Source organism: Dyadobacter jiangsuensis (assembly GCF_003014695.1).
Lineage (GTDB): Bacteria > Bacteroidota > Bacteroidia > Cytophagales > Spirosomataceae > Dyadobacter > Dyadobacter jiangsuensis.
The window spans coordinates 261,467-283,089 of record NZ_PYAS01000005.1 but is presented as its reverse complement, the minus strand read 5'-3'; the positions used below and the strand labels follow the sequence as shown (position 1 = coordinate 283,089).

Below are 21,623 nucleotides of genomic sequence, written 5' to 3'. Positions count from 1 at the left end.
ACCGGCGCTGCGCTGTTTAACATTTCATTAACTTTTTAAGCTTTCAAATCGGTAAGATGGTAACCGATTAATCCTTCCAAAGGCGATTTCAAAATGCGCCCGGTTTTTAAACCATTATTTTCCAGCACTGTTCGAAGAATATCCTGGTAATAATAGGCAATAGAACCGGTGAAATGCACGGGATATTGTACTGCATTCGCATGTTTCAAAACGTATTTTTTTACAAATAACCCGAATGCATTACTGAGCAAATCCCGGATAAATTCATGGGTACGGTTTTCAGCAATGAATTTGGAATAGGAAGCGAAGTACCGGTTCGGATAAGGCTTTTTGTAGGCATGGTCGAGTACGGTAAGGCGGTCGAGGCCGGGGTATTCTTTGGTGAAACTTTCGTGAAGATCCGCTGGCAGCTCGTTTTGGAGATAATGCACAACCAATGTCTTACCCAGGTAGGAGCCGCTACCCTCGTCGCCCAGCCAGAAACCCAGTGAGCCAATGGAATGCGTAATACGGCTGCCGTCGAAAAATGCATTATTCGCACCCGTGCCCAATATGCACGCAAGTCCGGGCTCATGCCCGCATAACCCGCGCGCCGCGCCGAGCATGTCGGAAGCCACTTCCACAACCGCAGCGGAAGAGAAGCAGTGTTTCAAGGCATTGGTAACCGGCAGGCTCGACTGCTCGTTGGCGCAGCCGGCGCCGTAGAAATGGATTTCCCCGATATCCCCGCCAATGCCGGGCACGACCTCGCTTTGCAGGACAGGGATAATTTCCCCGGTTGTCTGGTAAAACGGGTTAATGCCTGCGGACTGCACCGTTTGATAATTGCCGGTTTCGGTGTGAATGTAAGCCCAGTCTGTTTTGGTGGAGCCGCTGTCGGCAATGAGGATGTATTTGGAAGACATGAAGGATCGTTCGGGTTATTCAGGTAATTGCAGTTTGCCAATGATATTGAACCGCTCGAAAACGCGGTCGGTATGCGGGGCGTCGCCGAGTTCTTTGGTGAGATCCTGGCCGGCCCAGTGCTCATAATGGTGGCCGTTGCGCCAGAGACGCGACGAGCTTACATCATAAATCATTCCTTTATATGCACACCATATTTCTTCCCGGTCCTGCCCATTGCGAAGCGCCAGTTGTGCCCTGGTATATACTTTCATTATATTGTTTTAGCGCGCAATTTAGCGATAAGGGTATTCCGTTGGAAAATTTAGAAAACGATCTGTCATGAATATTTTGATTATAAGACTAAAAAGTAAGAACTTGGCGTTTTGAAAAGACATTTACGAAAAATAAAATATGAGAAAAAGTTACGCTCTTCTTTGGTGTTCAGTGATGATTCTGGGACTGTTGGCTGCTGGTTGCAAAAAGAAAGTTGCGCCGGTATCCGAACGGATCGCAAAGGCCTGGACGGCAGAATCTGTTAAGCACGGTGCAACGGTGGTTTATACCCGTGGCGGTTCGGGCAATATCGAAGCCGCTTACTCCGGCTTCCGGCTGACGCTTACCAACAGCGGTGGTACTAAAACAGTGAGCCTGACCGACGTTGATGGCAAAACTTTCACAGGGAACTGGGATCTGGAAGGAGATACCAAGCTGGTACTCACCAACCTTACTCCGCAACCAACCGGCTCGGGAGGCAAACTGGAATTTACGATCAGCGGGCTGGAAGATTCGCGGGTGATACTTACGCGTCTCTCAGCAAGCCCGAAAACGGGAGGCACTATTAATGAATATACTTTGAGCAACCCGTAAGCGGAAAGTCAATATTACATATCCATCGCGAAGCCATTTCCAATGCGGGAATGGCTTCGCTTTTTTTGTCTAATTTTGCGGCATGGAAACAAGAACTGAAATCAGCAGCCTGGGGGAATTCGGGCTGATTCAACGAATAAATAAAGGGATACGGACGACATTGCCGGATAGCGTCCGCGGGATAGGCGACGACGCGGCGGTAATCGATCTGGGCGAAGAATTCGGGTTGCTCACCACCGATATGTTTCTCGAAGGAGTCCATTTCGATCTCACGTTTTTCCCGCTCAAACATCTTGGATACAAAATCATCGCAGCCGGCATTTCCGACATTGCTGCCATGAACGGTATCCCGCGCCAGGTTACGATCAATCTCGCATTGAGCAACCGCTTTTCGGTAGAAGCGGTGGACGAGCTTTATGAAGGAATGAAGCTGGCTTGCAAGGATTTTAATGTAGACCTGGTAGGTGGTGATACTACGTCATCCCGTTCGGGGCTGATTATATCCGTGAGTGTTTTCGGCAAGGTTAAAAAAGGCAAGATCGCGTACCGGAATACCGCGCAGCCGAACGACCTGCTTTGCGTAACCGGCGACCTGGGCGGTGCCTATATGGGCCTGCAATTGCTCGAAAGAGAAAAGCAGGTGTTCCTGGCCAACCCGAATATGCAGCCGGAACTGGAAGGAAAGGACTACGTAATCCAGCGACAGCTGCGCCCGGAAGCGCGAATGGACGTGGTTTACGAGCTCGACGAGGCCGGAGTGACACCCACCTCGATGATCGACTTATCGGACGGCCTCGCTTCCGATCTCCTGCACATATGCGCGCAATCGGGCGTAGGTGCGGTGATTTTCGAGGAACGACTGCCGATCGACGAGCAAACTTACCTGGCAGCCTCCGAACTGAATATCGGCGCGGCTACGGCGGCATTGAACGGCGGCGAAGATTACGAGCTGTTGTTCACGGTTTCGCAATCGGCCTACGAGCAGATTAAGAACAACCCCAAGATCACCTTTATCGGTTATATAACGGATAAAAAAGGTGAAGTGGAGCTCCATACGAAAGGCGATTCCCGCGTGCCGCTTACGGCGCAGGGTTGGTCTGCCTGAGTTGTCCCTGGTCCTAAAAGCCTTAAAGCATAACCCTCACCGGTTATGCTTTTTTGTTTTAATCCATACACGCAACCATCGGAAAGGTTTGGTCGTAATCGCGACGTATCCAATTCATCTTTAACAAATCACAATTAAATCCGATGAAAATCTTTTCAACTTCCAGAATGCTGGTTGCATTGGGACTGTTAATGGCCGTCAGCTTTTCCTGCTCGGACGACGACGACAAAACCGATCCTACACCAACCCCCACCAACGATGTTCAATTGAAAGACAATGCGACGCTGGGCAAGATCCTGACCGACAAAAATGGTAAAACACTTTATTACTTTTCAAAGGATGCATCCGGAGCCTCGGCTTGCTCGGGACAGTGCTTAGTTAACTGGCCAATCTATTCGGCAGGCGATCTGGCGGCGATTAAGCTCGATGCGGGTTTGGATAAGGCCGATTTCGCTACAATTACGACGAATGGGCAGTCGCAAACGACTTACAAAGGTTGGCCGCTTTATTATTACAAAGACGACGCGGTTGCGGGAGATGTGAAGGGAGAGAATGTGGGTACTATTTGGTTCGTTGCCAAAACAGACTACACCCTTATGATTGCCAGCGGCCAGCTCGTGGGCAATGATGGGAAATCGTACAAATCGGATTACACCGAGGGTACCGGTGCCACCCAATTTTTCACCGATGGAAAGGGCCGGACATTGTATGCATTTGCCAAGGACAAAAACAACAAGAATAACTACACCAAATCCGATTTCTCGAATGATGCGACCTGGCCTATTTACACGGCCGACCTGAAATCGCTGCCAACGGGCGTAGATAAGGCATTGTTCAGTACGATTGATGTGTTTGGAAAGAAACAGCTTACTTATAAAGGTTGGCCACTGTACTATTTCGGACCCGACGCTGCTACCAGGGGCGCCACAAAAGGCGTGAGTGTTCCTACGCCGGGAATCTGGCCAATCGTCAATTTGCAATCACCTATTGCGCCTAACTAAATTTGTGCTTATTACGAAGTGTAGTGGAAAAGTGGCTTTCCTGCCAGGAAAGCCACTTTTTTGTTATTTGCCCCAGCGGGCTACGAGGTCTTCAAATTGCTTTTGCAAATGTAAAGTCCGCTTGCCGGCCAGGCCATTTGCGACAGGCTGGTCACCGATTTGAACTACGGGCATGACCCATTTGGTGGTGCTGGTAGTAAATACTTCGTCGGCTGTCATAACCTCTTTGTAGGTTACCGGTCGTATTTCCACTTTAAAATCTGCCTTGGCAAGTTCGATCACCGCACGGCGGGTCACACCGTTGAGGACATTGCGGTCGGAGGTGATGAGCTTATCGCCCTGGAATGCGAACAAGTTGCTCCGTGTGAGTTCGCTTACTTCGCCGTCTTTGTGAAAAAGCAAATCGGCTGCATTCTGGCGTTTCATTTCGTCGGCCATAAGCACCATATGCACATAATTAGTGCTTTTGATCTCCGGCAAATCGCGAACATATTCGTAGGGTAGCACCTTGATGCCTTTCAAACGGCCGGCTGGGTTATCCTGCGGCAATGCTTCCGTGCGGATCAGCAAATTGGGCTGCACCACGTGCACGCCATCCGGCGCATAACCGCCCGTGAGTACAAACCGGAACGCTACTTCGGCCTCCCCGGACAGGGAATGCAAATCGGCCAGGATCTTTTCCGTCTCGCGCTGCGTCACCGGAAGCGGTAGTTTCAGTAACCGTGCCGAATTTTCAAAACGTTGCCAGTAATCGTCCCACCGGAACGGTACGCCATTATAAGTCCTGAAAAAATCGAATAATCCGTAACCCCGCAGTAAACCGAGGTCGCTGGTCTGGAAAACGGGCCGGTCGAGCGGCACAATTTCGCCGTTAAAATATTGATGAAAAGGCATTGAAAGCGGATTTTGTTGATTGGGGTAAAGTTATTGATAAAGGCTTTTCAAATACTGCTTTTGTAAATGTAAATGCCAATTTTTAGGTTTTATCTTTGCGGTTCACATAACCCGCCGGGCCAGCCATGAACCCGGCAATATTACGCTTCGCATGATCCAACCCACATCATTACTTGAAAAACTTCAGATTGAATTCGACGGGCATTCCTATGGCGACGCGCCTGTGGAGCTTTATGAGCCGATAACCTATATTATGTCGCTCGGGGGAAAGCGTTTCCGTCCGTTGCTGACGTTGCTTGCCGCTTCTATTTTTGATACGGATATTAAAAAGGCCCTGAAACCCGCCATGGCGGTGGAAGTTTTCCACAATTTCACGCTTATGCACGACGATATCATGGACCGCGCACCCCTGCGCAGGGGTATGCCTACCGTGCACGAGAAATGGGACGCGAATACCGCTATTCTGTCCGGGGATGTAATGCTGATTCGTGCTTACGATCTGTTGCTGGATGTGGCTCAAGACAAACTACGGGCCGTACTGAACCGTTTTAACCAGACCGCCGCCGAAGTATGTGAAGGCCAGCAGCTCGATATGAATTTCGAGACACGCTGGGATGTGACGGAGGAGGAGTACATTGGTATGATCCGTTTGAAAACTTCGGTACTACTCGGTTTTGCGTTGGAACTGGGCGGGATGATCGCCGGGGCTGATGAAGAAACTACGAAACTCTTGTACTCGGCAGGTGAGAATATGGGCATCGGCTTTCAGCTGAAAGACGATCTGCTGGATGTTTACGGCGATCCTGCGAAGTTTGGAAAGCAGGTAGGCGGCGATATTATCGCCAATAAAAAGACATTCCTGCTGATTGAAGCATTATCGAAAGCGGAAGGAAGTTTGAAAACGGAACTCGATCATTGGATAAGTCTTGAAACATTTGACAATGCGGAGAAAGTAGCGGCCGTGACCGGTATTTACGATGCGCTGGGCATCCGGACATTTACCGAACATAAAATAAATGAATATTTCTCGCGCGGAATGGCTAGTTTACAGCAACTGCGTACGGATAGCGTTCAGAAGGAAGTGCTTTTACAGTTTGTGGAGCAGCTGGTGGCGCGGGAAAAGTAATCTTATCAACCAATAACCCATTATATGTCGATTACCCTCATTTTAGTGATCATAACTTCGGGGATCAGCTATTACGCTTTCAATAATTACAGCTTGATGGACAAGCTGATCCTGAACCCTTACCGCGTGACGCAGCGCAACGAATATTACCGGTTCGTGACGTCGGGTTTTGTGCATGCTGATTTCGGGCACTTGATTTTTAATATGCTCAGCTTGTGGTTTGTGGGTGAAAGCATCGAGCGGCTGTTCGGCATGCTTTTCGGCCCGAGCGGGACCTATTACTATTTGTTTCTGTACCTGGTGGGCATTATAGTGTCCGACATTCCTACATTTCTGAAACACAGGAAAAACTCGAAATACAACTCACTAGGTGCCTCGGGCGGCGTGTCGGCGGTACTTTTCGCAGCCATCCTTTATGCGCCTTTGATGCAGATTTGCCTCTATTTCTTCATCTGTATGCCCGGATTCATATTCGGCTTGCTGTTCCTCGGCTATTCCTTTTATGAAGCGCGGCGCGGTACGAGCTATGTCAATCACAGCGCGCACATGTACGGGGCCATTTTCGGGATGGTTTTCATGGCTGTGGTATATCCGAGTGCGGTACCACAGTTTTTTGAGCAGATTCTGAGCTGGCGCTTATTTTAATGTAGCCAGCACAGTGACGCTACCTACTGTCTTGTCTTGAAGATTCACATTGATTTCGGCGTCCAGGGGAATGTAAAGATCGACTCTGGACCCGAATTTGATAAAGCCCATTTCGGTGCTTTGCTCCACTTTATCGCCTTCCTTCACATACCAGCGAATGCGGCGTGCCGCTGCACCTGCAATCTGGCGGAATAACACTTCGATACCTTCCTTATTGCGGATTACTACCGTCGTGCGTTCGTTTTCGGTACTGGATTTCGGATGCCAGGCCACGAGGTACAAACCCGGGTGGTATTTAAAATATTGAATCACTCCGCTGATCGGGTTCCAGTTGACGTGGACATTCAGCGGCGACATGAAGATGCTGATCTGGCGGCGTGGTCCTTTGAAATACTCTGTTTCCACTACTTCTTCAATCACAACGACCTTACCATCGCAAGGAGCCACGATTTCGCGGTCGCTTTGGCGTACCACGCGCGTAGGTACGCGGAAAAACTGCACGACGAGGAAGAAAATGACGACGCTGGCGATGAGCGTAAGGCGGGGGATCCAGTAGCCGTCGGGAAGGAGATAGTTGATCCCTAAATTGATCATGATCAGTACAATGGCCGTTACAGCCATGATCGTATATCCTTCTCTATGCAGTTTCATGCAGGCTTGTTTTTTGTTAATGATGGTCTCCGAAATGCAAATATCGCATAAATCCTGATTTTTCCGGCAACGAAAAAGCCCCGGCGCTCGGCGCCAGGGCTGTATTTTACCGACAGCTTTTGTCAAGTGTGGTCATTTTTAGTCATGTATTGTAGGGAGGTCATTTTTTGTTGTCAAGAGTAGTCATTTGTAGTCAGGTCTTGTCATTATTGTTTTGAGAAATTATTCTTCTCCCGCATTACTATCAATGTCAACAATTGACTATAAGTGACTACTCTTGACTAAAATAACAATTCTTGACTATTAATGACCACACCTGACCATAAATGACTACTCCTCGTGCACGTCAACCACGACGCAGTCGCCGTTTTTCACCTCGTGCTCCACTTTCTTGAACTTCACATCGCGGACAATGCGGCCATCGCGGTACTGAACCGAAACGCGCTGGTTACGGTCGGCGATTTTAATGGTGCGCACAGGCTGTGCTTTGGTAGTCGATTCCTGCGAATGGAATGTGTCCGTTTCTACGTCGTAGTCCTCTTCACGGTTGGTATGCAGTTCAGGTGTGGGCTCCGGCCTGCGTACCTGTTGCGCTACGGCGGTCGGTGGCGCGGCTTCCTCCTGTGGAATATCAGCCTTCATCAGGAAGGAAATCATATCAAAGTTCACTTTGCTCAGGAATCGCTTGAAGAGCTCCACCGATTCGAATTTATAGATCAGCAATGGATCTTTCTGTTCGAATACTGCATTCTGAACCGACTGTTTCAAATCGTCCATTTCACGCAAATGCTCTTTCCATTCCTGGTCGATGAGCGAAAGCACGATTGCCTTCTCCATTTCGCGGGTAATGTCTTTGCCTTCGCTTTCGATGGCTTTTTGAAGGCCTACTACGACACCTGCCTGACGGATACCGTCCGTGAACGGGATCATGATTTCGGAAATCACCGCGCCGCGCTCTGCGTAAATCGAGCGGAGGACCGGCAATGCTTTGCCTGAAATCGAGTCGTTTTTATCCTGGTATTGTTTTTCAGCAGCGTCGTAAAGTTTTTGCGAGCGATCGGAAGGCTTCATAGAGCCATATTCGCTCTCGGTGAAAGGCACTTCCATACCTAATGTGGTAATGGCTGCGAGTTCGAGCTCCGCGTAGCTTCCTGCGGTAGTAGCGATTTCGTCGCATACATCGAACAACGTGTTGGCAATATCCACTGCCAGACGATCCCCGAACAATGCATTGCGGCGACGGGTGTAGATCGCGTCACGCTGATAGTTCATCACGTCGTCATATTCGAGCAGGCGCTTACGCATTCCGAAGTTGTTCTCTTCTACTTTTTTCTGAGCTCTCTCGATTGATTTCGTGATCATGCTGCTCTGGATCACTTCGCCTTCTTCAAGGCCCATGCGGTCCATTACTTTTGCCATCCGGTCGGAACCGAACAAACGCATGAGGTTGTCTTCCAGAGACACGAAGAATTGAGATGAACCCGGGTCACCCTGACGTCCCGAACGACCACGCAGCTGGCGGTCGACGCGACGGCTTTCGTGGCGTTCCGTACCGATGATCGCCAAACCGCCTGCCGCTTTTGACTCAGGGGTAAGTTTAATATCGGTACCACGACCGGCCATGTTAGTCGCGATGGTCACCGTTCCTGGCTTACCTGCCTCTGAAACAACTTCCGCTTCGCGCTGGTGTTGTTTCGCATTCAAAACCTGGTGTGGAATCTTGCGGAGGGTGAGCATCCGGCTGATGATCTCGGAGTTTTCAACCGAAGTAGTTCCCACGAGTACCGGGCGGCCTGCTTCCACGAGTTCTACGATCTCGTCGGTTACCGCATTGTATTTCTCGCGAACCGAGCGGTATACTTTATCTTCCTGGTCTTTACGAACGATTCCACGGTTAGTAGGGATCGTTACCACGTCGAGTTTGTAGATTTCCCAGAACTCGCCCGCTTCCGTTTCCGCGGTACCGGTCATACCAGCCAGTTTGTGGTACATCCGGAAATAGTTTTGCAAGGTGACCGTCGCGTAAGTCTGCGTCGCGTCTTCCACGCGTACACTTTCTTTGGCTTCAATCGCCTGGTGCAAGCCGTCGGAATAGCGGCGACCTTCCATGATACGGCCGGTTTGCTCATCGACGATCTTTACCTTCCCGTCCATGATCACGTATTCCACGTCTTTTTCAAACAATGTAAATGCTTTCAAAAGCTGGTTAACCGTGTGGATGCGGGCTGTTTTTACAGAATAATCGCGGATCAATGCTTCTTTCGCGATCACACGGTCGTGCTCGCTGAGTGAAGTGTCTTTTTCGATTGCATCGAGGTCAACCGCGATGTCGGGGAGAATGAAGAAGTTGGACTCTTCCGATTCGCCGGTCAGGAAGTCGATCCCTTTTTCGGTCAGTTCGATGCTGTTGTGGCGCTCGTCTATCGTAAAGTAGAGCGGAGCGTCGGCTTGCGGCATCAGTTTCTGGTTTTCCGCGAGGTAAATCGATTCCGATTCCTGCATAATGGCCTTCACACCGCCTTCACTAAGGTATTTGATCAAAGGCTTGTATTTCGGCATACCGCGGTGCGCGCGGAACAATGCCAAACCGCCTTCTTTCTTGTCTCCTGCCTGGATTTTCTTTTTAGCGTCGTTGAGGAAATCCATCGCAAGGCGTTTTTGGGCCTCCACGATCCTCGAAACGCGTGGTTTCAATTCCAAAAATTCCTGCTCGTCGCCGCGCGGTACCGGACCGCTGATGATCAATGGCGTACGCGCATCGTCAATCAAAACGGAGTCGACCTCATCGACCATCGCGAAATGGTGCTTGCGCTGAACGAGCTCTTCCGGCGTCCGTGACATATTGTCACGCAGGTAGTCGAAACCGAATTCGTTGTTGGTACCGTAAGTAAGATCTGCTTTATAGGCATTGCGGCGTGCAATGGTGTTTGGCTGGTGGCGGTCGATACAGTCGACGCTCATGCCGTGGAATTCGAAAAGCGGTGCATTCCACTCGGCGTCACGCTTGGCGAGGTAATCGTTCACGGTTACAATGTGAACGCCTTGTCCTGCGAGCGCATTCAGGAAGGAAGGCAGCGTAGCCACGAGGGTTTTACCTTCGCCCGTTGCCATTTCGGAAATTTTTCCCTGGTGCAACACCACACCACCGATCAGCTGCACATCATAATGGACCATATTCCATTTGATAGGCTGGCCGATCACGTCCCAGGTTGTATTCCAAAGTGCCTTGTCGCCGTTAATGGTCACATTCGACTTCTTAGTAGCGATTTCACGGTCAAAAAAGTTGGCGGTTACTTCCAGTTTATCATTTTCTGTAAAACGGCGCGCGGTGTCCTTCACAATCGCAAATGCTTTTGGGAGAATATCCAGCAACACTTTTTCCAGTTCTTTATTTCTTTCCAGTTCGAGTGCGTCAATTTTCTTGAAGATCGCCTCTTTGCTGTCCACATTCGGTTCGTCGGCTGCCTGCTGTCTCAACGCTGCGATTTGCTCATCGACAGATTTCAGTTGATCGGCAATATGTTGTTTCAAGTTCGCGGACTGCGCCCGGAGCTCATCGTTCGACAGAGAGGCTAGCAATGCATATTCGGCATTCACCTTTTCAACGTACGGGGTCAACTCCTTCAAGTCCCGTTCCGATTTCGTGCCAAATAGCTTGGAAAATATTTTAAACATGATGTGATGTATGTTTTTTAACCGGTTTTTCCTTATAAAATATTGAGCCTGCCACAAATCGCGTGTCACATTGTCAGCAAAACCCGCATTTACAATCCCAAAGGTAATTCATTGCCAATAGTATTACGCAACATCCGGCAGAATCCTAATGCATATCTAATCTTTTAACAGCCATTTATCTATCCTCAAAAATCACCCGTGCCAACGGTGTAGAACCGTTTGTACAGATTTAAAACCACTACTGGGTAATGCATAGTACCTTTGAAACATCAAAACGATTTAAACAGATATAGCCATGAACCACAATAGATTGTTCCGTAACACCAGCAACAAAATGATCGGCGGTGTAGCCTCAGGGTTAGCCGAATACTTCGAAATCGACGCCACTATTATCCGTGTGTTGTTCGTACTCGCAGTCTTTATCCCGGTTACCTTTCCTGTCATTTTGTTTTACATCATCCTTTGGATCGTCATGCCCGACATCGCAAAACGCCCCAAAGAGCTGGAACAAGGGCACATCCCTTCCTAAAATTTAAAACTTCCATCAGCAAAGACTTGGTAGTTGCAAACCGCCGGAAAACAAACTCCGGCGGTTTGTTGTTTTAGTATTAATACCTATTTTTACGAATGGTATGCAGGCATACTAATTGATGTACCTGCTTTAATATCGATTCCAAAAACAGATCCAATATGAACGCATACATTGTTGCGGGCTATCGCACCGCGGTGGGCAAGGCGCCGAGAGGCGGGTTCCGGTTTACACGTCCCGACGACCTCGGTGCGGCGGTGATCAAACATTTGCTGGAACAAACCCCGCAGCTTGATCCCACCCGCGTGGATGATGTGATTGTGGGAAATGCGGTGCCGGAAGCCGAGCAAGGCATGCAAATGGGCCGGTACGTGGCTTTGCTTTCGTTGCCCAAAAATGTGTCCGGGATTACCATCAACCGGTATTGCGGCTCGGGCGTGGAGGCAATAGCGATGGCGTCGGCGAAAATCCACGCCGGAATGGCCGAATGCATTATCGCAGGCGGCACCGAATCGATGTCGCTCGTCCCCACAATGGGCTGGAAAACTGCCTTGAACTACGAAATAGCCCATACCAATCCCGACTACTACCTCAGCATGGGCCTTACGGCCGAGCAGGTGGCACAGGATTTCAAAATCAGCCGCGAAGCGCAGGATGAATTTTCATTTCAATCTCATCAAAAAGCATTGCGTGCGCAGAAAGAAGGCTGGTTTGCGGACGGCATTGTGCCGGTGATCGTAAAGGAAACGTATTTCGACCAGGCTTCGGGCAAGAAGAAAACGAAAGAAACGGTGATCAACCAGGATGAAGGTCCGCGCGCGGACACGACTGTGGAGGCATTAAATAAACTGAAACCTGTTTTTGCAGCAGGAGGTTCGGTAACGGCCGGTAACTCGTCGCAAACTTCCGACGGTGCTGCATTTGTAATCGTGATGTCGGAAAGATTGGTGAATGAATTGGGCTTGAAACCCATCGCACGTATGATGTCGTACGCTACGGCGGGTGTGGACCCACGCATTATGGGCATCGGGCCCGTAGCAGCCGTGCCGTTGGCATTGAAGCAGGCGGGGTTGAAACTGGGCGATATTCAGCAGGTGGAATTGAATGAGGCATTTGCGGCGCAATCGCTGGCGGTGATCCAGGAATTGGGGATCGATCCGGCGATCGTCAACCCGAATGGCGGCGCCATTGCGTTAGGGCATGCATTAGGCTCGACGGGCGCCCGACTTTCCGTCCAGCTTTTCAACGAAATGAAGCGTCAAGGCCAGAAATACGGCATGGTAACTGCCTGTGTTGGTGGCGGCCAGGGCGTTGCCGGTATTTATGAAAGGCTCAATTAGGCCGTAGACTAACATTCGACTTGATTTTAAAGGTCTCCCCGGAATGGTTACCCATCTTCCGGGGAGATTTTTTATTTTTGCCCTTTCATCATGCACGCCCGCTTTCATGGATGTATCCATTATTATCATTAATTACAGGACGCCTCAACTCATTATCAATTGCTTAGATTCGATCAAACGGTTTACTTCCGGAGTAACCTTCGAGGTGGTAGTAGTAGACAATGATCCGGCAAATGGCGGCGGCGCGTTGGTGAGGGAGGTCCATCCGGAAGTTCGGTGGGTCGACATGGAGTTCAATGCGGGTTTCGGTATTGCCAATAACCGTGGCATGGAAATCGCCCAAGGGAAATATCTGTTGTTGTTGAATGCCGATACACTGCTGACCGATAATGTGATCGGCCGTTGTTTCGAACGCATGAACCAGCGGACGGATATTATTGCCTGCGGCGCGTTACAATATTACCCAGACGGCACTCCGATGCCTTTCTACCGGAGTTTTAACGAGTTCCGGAAGACGTTTTTCATACTTCCTCCGAGCGGCCTGGTAGATAAGATCGTTAATAAACTTTATCCTGAACCGGCCTATTCCGATCCCGATCAGCACGACTGGCTCGTGGGTGCGTTCATGTTTGTAAGAAGGGAAGGTTTTGAAAAAACAGGCGGTTTCAGCAAAGAGTTTTTCATGTATGGCGAAGACGTGGAATGGTCGGGTCGATTGGGAAAGCTCGGCAAGCTGTGTTATTTTCAGGATTGCACTTTTATCCATCTTGAAAACAATAACCCGTTCCGCCGGACGAATATATCGTGGATCAATCGGTTCAGTACCCAGATGCAGGTTTCTAATTTCCTCTGGGTAAGGAAGCAATACGGCATCTTTCACTATATCATGCTGATCCTGCATTACATTTTCATGGTGCCGGTGGTTTACGGATGGAAAATGCTGTTTAATTTGAGAAAAAGCGGAAATCCGTTCTCGGAACTTCGCACACAACATATATATGTAAGGAAGACACGCGTTCTTTTAAAATATTTCTGGAAAACGCTGTTCCTCCGGGAGGGGCTGTACAAAATCAAGCCCCAGGAGAACATCGACCTCTTAACTGCCTCTGCATGAATCAATCCAAGAAGAGAATCCTCTTTTTTACGCCCTATGCCACACGAACAGGATCGGAAATGATGCTGTTGTACATTTTGAAAAAAATAGACCGCTCGCGGTTTGACGTTGGTATCGTCAGTTTCGCGAATGGCGAACTGCTCGCCGAGTTTCCCCAGGACATTCCCGTCCATATTGCCCCGCGCAAATTCAATACAATCGAGAAAATTTCCTTTCACCTGGGCATTAATCCCACGCTCCGCGCATTGAGAAAGCTTGCCAAAAGTTTCCAAGCGGACTTCTGGTATGTGAATACGACGATGATTCCGGAGACGATTGTCGTAGCAAAGGAATTTGGAATAAAAGTAATCACCCATTTCCACGAAATGCCGCTCACATACGCGTACCTGAGCGCCCCCGACTTCAAAAGCATTGTGGATTATTCGGAGCTGCTGATAGGCTGCTCACAAACGACTTGCGATTCATTGAAAGATGCCGGAGGGAAAAACGTAGGATTGCTTTACTCATTCATTGATCCTTCCCTGGTCAAAAAGGATGATAATCGTTCGGCGGAATTGCGAAAAAAGCTCGGTATTCCGGCGGATGCATTCGTGTGGATATTGTCGGGTATGACTTCCGAACGCAAAGGCTTCGATCTGCTGCCCGACATTGCCGCGGAAGTAAATGACCCGCGGGTACATCTGGTGTGGGTTGGTGCAACGATCGACGACGGATTGGTGTATTATACCGAGCAACGCTGCGCCAACAACACGTCGGCGACCAAAATTCACCTGACCGGCAAGCAGAAAGAAGATTATTATGCCTATCTTAATATGGGAAATGGTTTTCTGCTTACCTCACGGCAGGATCCTTTTCCACTGGTGATGATAGAAGCTGCGTTGCTGGGTAAGCCTATTGTTGCATTTCCTTCCGGGGGTGTTTCCGAGTTTGTCAAAGATGGGATGGGTGTGGTTACGGACGATCTGAGCGTCAGACAAATGGTTGCGGCCATGCGCTCGGTGATGAACGGAGAAACCAAAACCGACAGTGCCCGGAGCATCGAGGTAGCGAGCCGGTTCAATGTGGAAAACGGATATAATGAGTGGATCGAATTAATTGACAAAACCCGTTAGTATGCTCAATTCTACGTGCGCGTTTAAGTTTTTGACCCGTATTGCCTTGTTGCTGACAGTCCTCGCATGGGCCGGTCCTGTATCGGCGCAAAGCCCGCAGAGAACTACTGAAACAGATAACCAGCGCTACCTTGCGCTGATGCTCCTGAACCTCACTAACCCGGACGATATCGGTCCGGAGCCGGACCTGATCCGGTCGGCAAAGAGTTACGGGCTTAACGCAGTATATATTACCATTCCCTGGGATAAAATTTATCTCAATTCTCCTACCGACAAGCCGCAATGGGCCAAGTACGATCAGCAGATCCAAATCGCCACCGACCTGGGCATGAAAGTGGCATTGCGCATTCACCTTGGCCGGCACAGTACGCGTATCAAAGGTTTCTGGGATGTTTCCGACAGCCAGTTCAGTCATTCCGGCAAGCCGTTACTCAGTGGTTATGAGGATACTTTTTTCGGATTTGATAACCAGCCTATTCTGGATAAGGGAGTTGCCTTCGTGAAAGAGGTGATGAACCATTACAAGTATTTGCAAACAGAAAAGAAACTGCTGTATGTGTCGGTGACCTGCACGGGTACGCAGGAAGGCGAGTATGGCGGCGGTTTGATCGAAAACGGTAAGGAAAACGCCGCTGTTTACGACTATTCTCCCTCGATGGTGAAGGGTTTTAAGGAATTTGTCAAAGGAAAGTACAAAAAAATCGAGCGGATCAATTACCTGTGGGGGATGACTTTCAAGTCGTTCGACGAGGCGAATCCACCTGCAACTGCCTGGGAGCCCAACCTTTCGTTCCGCCAGCGCTATGGAAAGGATTGGTACATCTATCGTCATATGATGCTCAAAAGATTTACCGAGCAAATGGTAGCGGTGGTCAAAGGCGTCGATCCGGGCATTAAATATGTGTCTGATTATGGGTCGGTATTTGATGCGCAATCAGCGACGCGGGGGACATTGGGCTTTCGCGATCTCAACGAAAAGACGGACGGGATCAAGGTCAACGACAACCTGGCAGCACACGATCACCGGTGGTCGGTGGATATTATCAAAAGCGACGCACCGGCGGGTTTTATCACGGCCAATGAGCTTTTTGTGAGTTCATACCTTGATAATGCCGCCCACATGAAGCAGATCAACGAGAACTTCGAGCATGGGGCGAATGTGGTGGCTGCGGTGATTTCTACCAAAGACCAGATGGCACGCGCCGAAGGTTTTTTGAGACAGGGCGCTGTTTCCTGGCTGAATAAACCGATGACCCCGATCGTGTATGCCGATTCGGTGTCGTATCGTTTGTCGGCAGCGACGGAAAAAGGCGGTGCGCAGGGAGTGGTTTACGATGAATGGGCCAAACGTGCCTACGCGGACCCAGCGAAGCCGCGTCCGGTCAGGATTCGATTGATCGAAGACATTCTCGCACCCAGTTACTGGGATGATGCGTCCAATTATATGCCTTACGTTTTCAGGCCGGTGCCGATGCAGATTATTCCGGTCAACAAGGATTTTGAATACCGGCTTCCTATCGATACCTTCTCGGATGTGGATGGCAAGATCGTGCGCGTGGATGTGGGCACGCTGCCCGCGTGGCTGCGTTACGAAAACGGCGTTCTGCGCGGAAGACCTACGACGCTCGGCGATTATCGCATTTCAGTGAAGGGTATCGACGACGAGGGCGGTTCGGCCGAAGCGTTTTTCACTATTCGTGTGGATACCCGCGAGAATGCGAACAAACCGCCGACCGTGGACAGTAATTTCTCGAACCAGCTGGTGGCAGTGGATAAGCCATTTACTATTACCATTCCTAAAACCGCATTCGTTGATCCGGATGGAAGCATTACCAAAGTGGAAGCCAGTGAACTGCCTTCCTGGCTGACGTTTTCGAACGGCGTATTGAGCGGCACGCCTACCAAGCTGGGCGACTACCGCATTATCCTAAAAGCATATGATGATCTGAATGCGTTTGTAGAAACTTACTTTACAGTTAAAGTCGTGGAGCCGCAGTTTCTGAACTCACCGCCATTCGCCACGAGCGGTCTGCCTACCAAATATGCGCAGATCAACATGCCGTTCAATTACATTCTGCCGACTAATATTTTCGGGGATGCGGATGGCTACATTTCATCGGTTACCGTACAGAACCGGCCGTCGTGGCTCACTTTTGCGCTGAACGAGTTTTCGGGAACACCTACCGAAGAGGGCGAGTACCGGCTGATCATCCGCGCGTACGACAACGCGGGCGCCTATGTGGAAATCCCGTTGGTATTGCTTGTGCAAACCCCAGAGCTCCGCTTCGAGCTCGTTCAGGGAGGAAGCAAGGTGGATCAGCGTGTGATCAGGAAATTGTCCGGCGATGATGTGATCCCCTCCGATTCGCTGCCTTCGAAGCTGAACATGTACGCATATGGAAATTTCGAGTATGATAAAGTTTCGTTCGATCTGAACGGTCCTTTCCGCAGAAAAGCAACGACTGCGATTTTCCCCTACGCATTGTATGAAGATGCTTCGGGCTTTGCACCCTATGTGGGGAGGTATACATTGACGGTTACCGCGTTCCGGGAAGATTCCGCGGTGGTTACGAACTCCATCGAATTTGGTATTTCGGCTGGCGACAAGGTGGATATCAGCAAGAATATGGAAGACTGGGCGTTTTATCCGAACCCGGTTGAAAGCATTGTAAACATCAAACTGCCCGAATACCAGCCGGGAGACAATCTGAGCTGGGAGATTGTCACGGTGGCTGGTAAGCGAATCCCTATTGCCGGTTCGCTCGTGAAGGTGTCCGACGAGCTCGCAAACCTGGATCTGGATGCCATCGGGCTCTCGGCCGGGATTTACTTTATCAGGGTTGAAAATAACGGGGAACTGGTTAAGCAATTCAGAATTTTCAAGCAGTAGCGAATACCAGCACAGCATTGTGAGTGACCGCCCGTTGAAGGCGGTCATTTTCATTTATTTCGACAATAGTATGCTTGCATAATAATTTTTATAATCTATATTTGCATCAACCTCTAATGGTATGCAAGCATACTCAATACTTTCCCGACTAACCCGCATTCAGCTATGTCCGTTGCAGCAGTAAACCAGACGTCCATCAAAGGAGGTGAATTTCTGATCAAGGAAACCCTGGCGAACCAGATTTTTATCCCGGAAGAATTCAATGAAGAACAGCGAATGATCGCTGATACTTGCCGTGATTTCCTCGCAAAGGAAGTCTGGCCGCGTTTGGATGAGATCGACCAGGCCAAAAGCCCGGCATTGATTTCAGGCCTGATGGACAAAGCGGGCGAGCTCGGCTTACTCGGGACTGCGGTGCCGGAGGAGTTCGGAGGTTTTGGGATGAATTTCAATACTTCGATGCTGGTAGCGGAAGCGACCGGTGCCGGTAATTCGTTTTCAGTGGCGCTTTCTGCACACACAGGCATCGGAACACTCCCCATTCTCTATTATGGCAATGAGGAGCAGAAATCTCAATACCTGCCGAAGCTCGCCTCCGGCGAATGGAAAGCTGCATACTGTCTCACTGAGCCTGATTCAGGTTCGGATGCCAATTCGGGTAAAACAAAGGCTAAACTGAGCGCCGACGGACAGCATTATGTGATCAATGGTCAGAAGATGTGGATCACGAACGGCGGTTTTGCAGATGTATTCATTGTTTTTGCCAAAATAGAGGACAATGGCGAAACCGATAAAAACCTAACCGCATTCATCATCGAGAAGTCGTTTGGCGGCATTACGATGAACGAACCCGAGCACAAAATGGGCATCAAGGGTTCGGATACGCGTCAGTTGTTCTTCAACGATTGCCAGGTGCCGGTAGCGAATATGCTTTCCGAGCGTGGTAACGGGTTTAAAATAGCGGTTAATATCCTCAATATCGGCCGTATTAAGCTGGCAGCGGCGGCCTTGGGCGGCTCGAAACGAGTGGCTTCGCAAGCGATACAATATGCCAACGAGCGCAAGCAGTTCGGTACCGCGATCGCCAATTTCGGCGCTATCAAACACAAACTCGCTGAAATGGCGGTGGGAATGTTCGCGACGGAATCGGCGGCCTACCGGGTAGGACAAAATATAGATGATCTCATCCAGGCCTTCAAAGACAAGGGGATGAACGATGCCGAGGCGAAATTGAAGGCTCTGGAAGAATTTGCGATTGAGTGCGCGATCATGAAGGTGCATGGGTCGGAAGTGCTGGATTTTGTGGTGGACGAAGGTGTGCAGGTGTATGGAGGGATGGGTTTCTCGGCCGATGCGCCCATGGATCGCGCCTATCGCGATAGCCGGATCAACCGGATTTTTGAAGGTACCAACGAAATCAACCGCCTGTTGGTGGTAGATATGCTCCTGAAACGCGCCATGAAAGGCCAGCTTGACCTCATGGGGCCGGCGATGGCGGTGGGCAAGGAAATTTTATCGATCCCCGATTTCAGCTCGGATGAGGATGAAACATTGTTCGCAGCGGAGAAAAAAGTGATCAAAAACCTGAAAAAAGCAGCGTTGATGATAGCGGGTGCCGCGGTGCAGAAGTTTATGATGAAACTTTCTGAGGAACAGGAGATTATCATGAACGTGGCTGATATGGTAATTGAAATTTATGTGGCCGAATCCGTGTTATTGCGGGTGGAGAAACGGATCGGACTACTAGGCGAGGAGGCGAATGCATTGCAAAAAGACATAGCGCTCATTTACCTCAATCGCGCCGTTGAAAGGGTCAACAATGCGGGGCGCTCGGCTATTACCAGTTTTGCAGAGAGCGATGAGCTCCGCGTAATGCTGATGGGACTGAAAAGATTCACCAAGATCGAACCTATGAATCTCAAAGACGCGCGCCGCCGGATCGCTGATGAGCTGATAGCCAAAAATGACTACGTCTTTTAAAAAAACTATAAATATCTCAGGCGAATAACCTGCTACAACTGAAAACCAAAATGTACACGTTCGAAAGCCGCATCTGACTCGGATGCGGCTTTTTTGTATCTTGGTGAAAGGTTTTCGATTATTGGTCAAAATGCGCAATTTTGGGAAACCAAAAACGGCGCCTTTCTCGTTAGATATTTGGTTTCTTTTTTGAGTCAATTAGCAAAAATTAATACGTTGGATTCTCTACTAGCTACTGAAAAACCACCTTTCATGACCTTGCATTCCGTGGATCTGCGTACCACAGGCCAGTTTCCTGCATTACTACTCGATTACCTCGATCAGAAACCTACGCTTGAATCATTTTACGGCATCTTTCCGACGTTGGAAAACGCAGAGAAGGCTATTTTGAACAAAACAGCCTTCACGGCCGACAAACGCAAGACGCTTGTGGATGTGCTCACGAAGCAATACCATGGCCTGCCTTACCTCCCCGATTTTTCGGTTTTATTACAAGAAAATACATTTACCGTAACAACCGGCCACCAGCTGAATATTTTCACAGGGCCGTTGTACATCATCTATAAGATCGTCACGATCATCAAGCTTGCCGAAGCATTAAAGACGAAGTACCCGGAATACAATTTTGTACCCATTTATTGGATGGCTACGGAGGACCATGATTTTGAGGAAATCGCATCCTTCCACCTTTTCGGGCAGACGCACAAATGGACGGGCGAGCACAAAGGCGCCGTTGGAAAGCTGAATCCGAAAGAATTGGCGGGCATTTTGAAGCAATTGCCGGACAAGCCGCTGCTTTTTGCAAAGGCTTATCTCGAAAATACTACATTGGCTGACGCCGTGCGATGTTACATGCACGAGCTCTTCGGACGTTACGGGCTGATCAGCCTCGATGCCGACCATGCAGATTTGAAGCGGCACTTCCTGCCGGTAATTAAGGAAGAACTGAAAGATTCTATTTCAGAAAAACTCGTTACAGAAACCACTTCCCGCTTGAATGCGCTCGGCTATCACACTCCCCTGCACGCGCGCGAAATCAATTTCTTTTACCTCGACGACAACCTGCGCGAACGCATCGTGCGCGAGGGCGACGTGTTCAAAGTGCTGAATACCGAGCTGGAATTCAGTGAAACCGAGCTGTTAGCACTTGCGGAAAGTAACCCGGAACGGTTCAGTCCGAATGTGATCCTGCGGCCGCTGTACGAAGAAGTGATTTTACCCAACCTTGCGTATATAGGCGGGCCGTCAGAAGTGCCTTACTGGATGCAGCTGAAAGGTGTTTTCGACCATTTTGGCGTGCCTTATCCCATGCTGATGCCGCGGAATTTCGCGTTGTATATGAACGGGCATCAGTATAAGAAAGCGCAGAAGCTGAAAATCGATTACAAAGACCTGTTCCTGGACGAAATTGCATTGCGCAAGACATTCATCGAGCGCAATACCGAGCACGAGCTCAACCTGAGCGATCAGAAAGAAGCGTTCAATGCCATTTTTGAGCAGATACTCGCGAAGGCAACGGATGTAGATCAGACGATGCACGGTGCGGTGAAAGCGGAGCAAACGCGCCTTCTAAATTCATTGAAACACCTCGAAAAGCGCATTATCCGTGCAGAGGAACGCAATCATGAATCGGAGATCGAGCAATTATTGACCCTTAAAAACAAACTGTTCCCGAACGGAATCGCCCAGGAACGGTATGATAATTTGCTGAACTTCTATATTAACGACCCTCAGTTCATTCAGAAGCTTTACCATGCCTTTGATCCTCTGGATTTCCGGTATAATGTGCTGCTGGAAGAGTAGGAGAGG

The 21,623-nt window shown here is 49.5% G+C and carries 17 protein-coding genes; 12 read left to right on the top strand and 5 right to left on the bottom strand.

Annotated elements, in window-relative coordinates; translation table 11 throughout:
* Positions 1-35: 35 nt before the first annotated feature.
* Positions 36-905 (bottom strand): N-acetylglucosamine kinase, encoded by an 870-nt coding sequence (locus tag CLV60_RS12345; protein WP_106595686.1) that lies wholly within the window; start codon positions 903-905, stop codon positions 36-38.
* A gap of 15 nt (positions 906-920) precedes the next feature.
* Complete coding sequence (locus tag CLV60_RS12340) at positions 921-1,157, bottom strand: cytochrome b5 domain-containing protein (protein WP_106595685.1); 237 nt, start codon at positions 1,155-1,157, stop codon at positions 921-923.
* A 139-nt stretch (positions 1,158-1,296) separates the two neighbouring features.
* Here CLV60_RS12340 and CLV60_RS12335 point away from each other — a divergent pair, with 139 nt between their 5' ends.
* The 3 genes from CLV60_RS12335 to CLV60_RS12325 all read left to right on the top strand — a co-directional run bounded on the left by CLV60_RS12335 (position 1,297) and on the right by CLV60_RS12325 (position 3,858).
* A complete protein-coding gene (locus tag CLV60_RS12335) occupies positions 1,297-1,752 on the top strand; it encodes a hypothetical protein (protein ID WP_229210937.1) in 456 nt (151 codons plus the stop codon).
* Between the two features lie 82 nt (positions 1,753-1,834).
* The gene (gene thiL / locus CLV60_RS12330; protein WP_106595683.1) at positions 1,835-2,857 is read left to right on the top strand and encodes a thiamine-phosphate kinase; all 1,023 of its coding nucleotides are present in this window, start codon (positions 1,835-1,837) and stop codon (positions 2,855-2,857) included.
* Positions 2,858-3,000: 143 nt separating this feature from the next.
* Positions 3,001-3,858 (top strand): hypothetical protein, encoded by an 858-nt coding sequence (locus tag CLV60_RS12325; RefSeq protein ID WP_229210936.1) that lies wholly within the window; start codon positions 3,001-3,003, stop codon positions 3,856-3,858.
* 63 nt (positions 3,859-3,921) lie between these two features.
* Here CLV60_RS12325 and CLV60_RS12320 read toward each other — a convergent pair whose 3' ends face one another.
* A complete protein-coding gene (locus tag CLV60_RS12320; RefSeq protein WP_106595682.1) occupies positions 3,922-4,752 on the bottom strand; it encodes an aminotransferase class IV in 831 nt (276 codons plus the stop codon).
* A 151-nt stretch (positions 4,753-4,903) separates the two neighbouring features.
* On the opposite strand from CLV60_RS12320, the gene CLV60_RS12315 reads away from it, so the two are divergent.
* On the top strand, positions 4,904-5,878 hold the full coding sequence (locus CLV60_RS12315; RefSeq protein ID WP_106595681.1) for a polyprenyl synthetase family protein: 975 nt from the start codon (positions 4,904-4,906) through the stop codon (positions 5,876-5,878).
* A gap of 24 nt (positions 5,879-5,902) precedes the next feature.
* Positions 5,903-6,523 (top strand): rhomboid family intramembrane serine protease, encoded by a 621-nt coding sequence (locus tag CLV60_RS12310; protein WP_106595680.1) that lies wholly within the window; start codon positions 5,903-5,905, stop codon positions 6,521-6,523.
* Here CLV60_RS12310 and CLV60_RS12305 read toward each other — a convergent pair.
* Positions 6,515-7,174, bottom strand: a complete 660-nt coding sequence (locus tag CLV60_RS12305) for a phosphatidylserine decarboxylase family protein (RefSeq protein WP_106595856.1) — start codon at positions 7,172-7,174, stop codon at positions 6,515-6,517. The two genes, CLV60_RS12310 and CLV60_RS12305, sit on opposite strands and share 9 nt — an antisense overlap.
* A 330-nt stretch (positions 7,175-7,504) precedes the next feature.
* Complete coding sequence (gene secA, locus CLV60_RS12300; protein WP_106595679.1) at positions 7,505-10,849, bottom strand: preprotein translocase subunit SecA; 3,345 nt, start codon at positions 10,847-10,849, stop codon at positions 7,505-7,507.
* Between the two features lie 295 nt (positions 10,850-11,144).
* On the opposite strand from secA, the gene CLV60_RS12295 reads away from it, so the two are divergent.
* The 7 genes from CLV60_RS12295 (at position 11,145) to bshC (ending at position 21,617) form a co-directional block, all read left to right on the top strand.
* Positions 11,145-11,378 carry a PspC domain-containing protein gene (locus tag CLV60_RS12295; protein ID WP_106595678.1) on the top strand — a complete coding sequence of 78 codons (234 nt, stop codon included), beginning with the start codon at positions 11,145-11,147 and terminating at the stop codon, positions 11,376-11,378.
* Between the two features lie 161 nt (positions 11,379-11,539).
* Positions 11,540-12,718 carry an acetyl-CoA C-acyltransferase gene (locus CLV60_RS12290; RefSeq protein WP_106595677.1) on the top strand — a complete coding sequence of 393 codons (1,179 nt, stop codon included), beginning with the start codon at positions 11,540-11,542 and terminating at the stop codon, positions 12,716-12,718.
* A gap of 106 nt (positions 12,719-12,824) precedes the next feature.
* Entirely contained in the window at positions 12,825-13,832 is a 1,008-nt protein-coding gene (locus CLV60_RS12285; protein WP_106595855.1) for a glycosyltransferase family 2 protein, read from the top strand.
* A complete protein-coding gene (locus CLV60_RS12280) occupies positions 13,829-14,944 on the top strand; it encodes a glycosyltransferase (RefSeq protein WP_106595676.1) in 1,116 nt (371 codons plus the stop codon). Before CLV60_RS12285 ends, CLV60_RS12280 begins: the two co-directional genes overlap by 4 nt.
* 1 nt (position 14,945) lies before the next feature.
* Positions 14,946-17,834 (top strand): putative Ig domain-containing protein, encoded by a 2,889-nt coding sequence (locus tag CLV60_RS12275; protein WP_106595675.1) that lies wholly within the window; start codon positions 14,946-14,948, stop codon positions 17,832-17,834.
* A gap of 165 nt (positions 17,835-17,999) precedes the next feature.
* Entirely contained in the window at positions 18,000-19,814 is a 1,815-nt protein-coding gene (locus CLV60_RS12270; protein WP_106595674.1) for an acyl-CoA dehydrogenase FadE, read from the top strand.
* A 252-nt stretch (positions 19,815-20,066) separates the two neighbouring features.
* The gene (bshC, locus tag CLV60_RS12265; RefSeq protein ID WP_106595673.1) at positions 20,067-21,617 is read left to right on the top strand and encodes a bacillithiol biosynthesis cysteine-adding enzyme BshC; all 1,551 of its coding nucleotides are present in this window, start codon (positions 20,067-20,069) and stop codon (positions 21,615-21,617) included.
* Positions 21,618-21,623 lie beyond the last annotated feature (6 nt).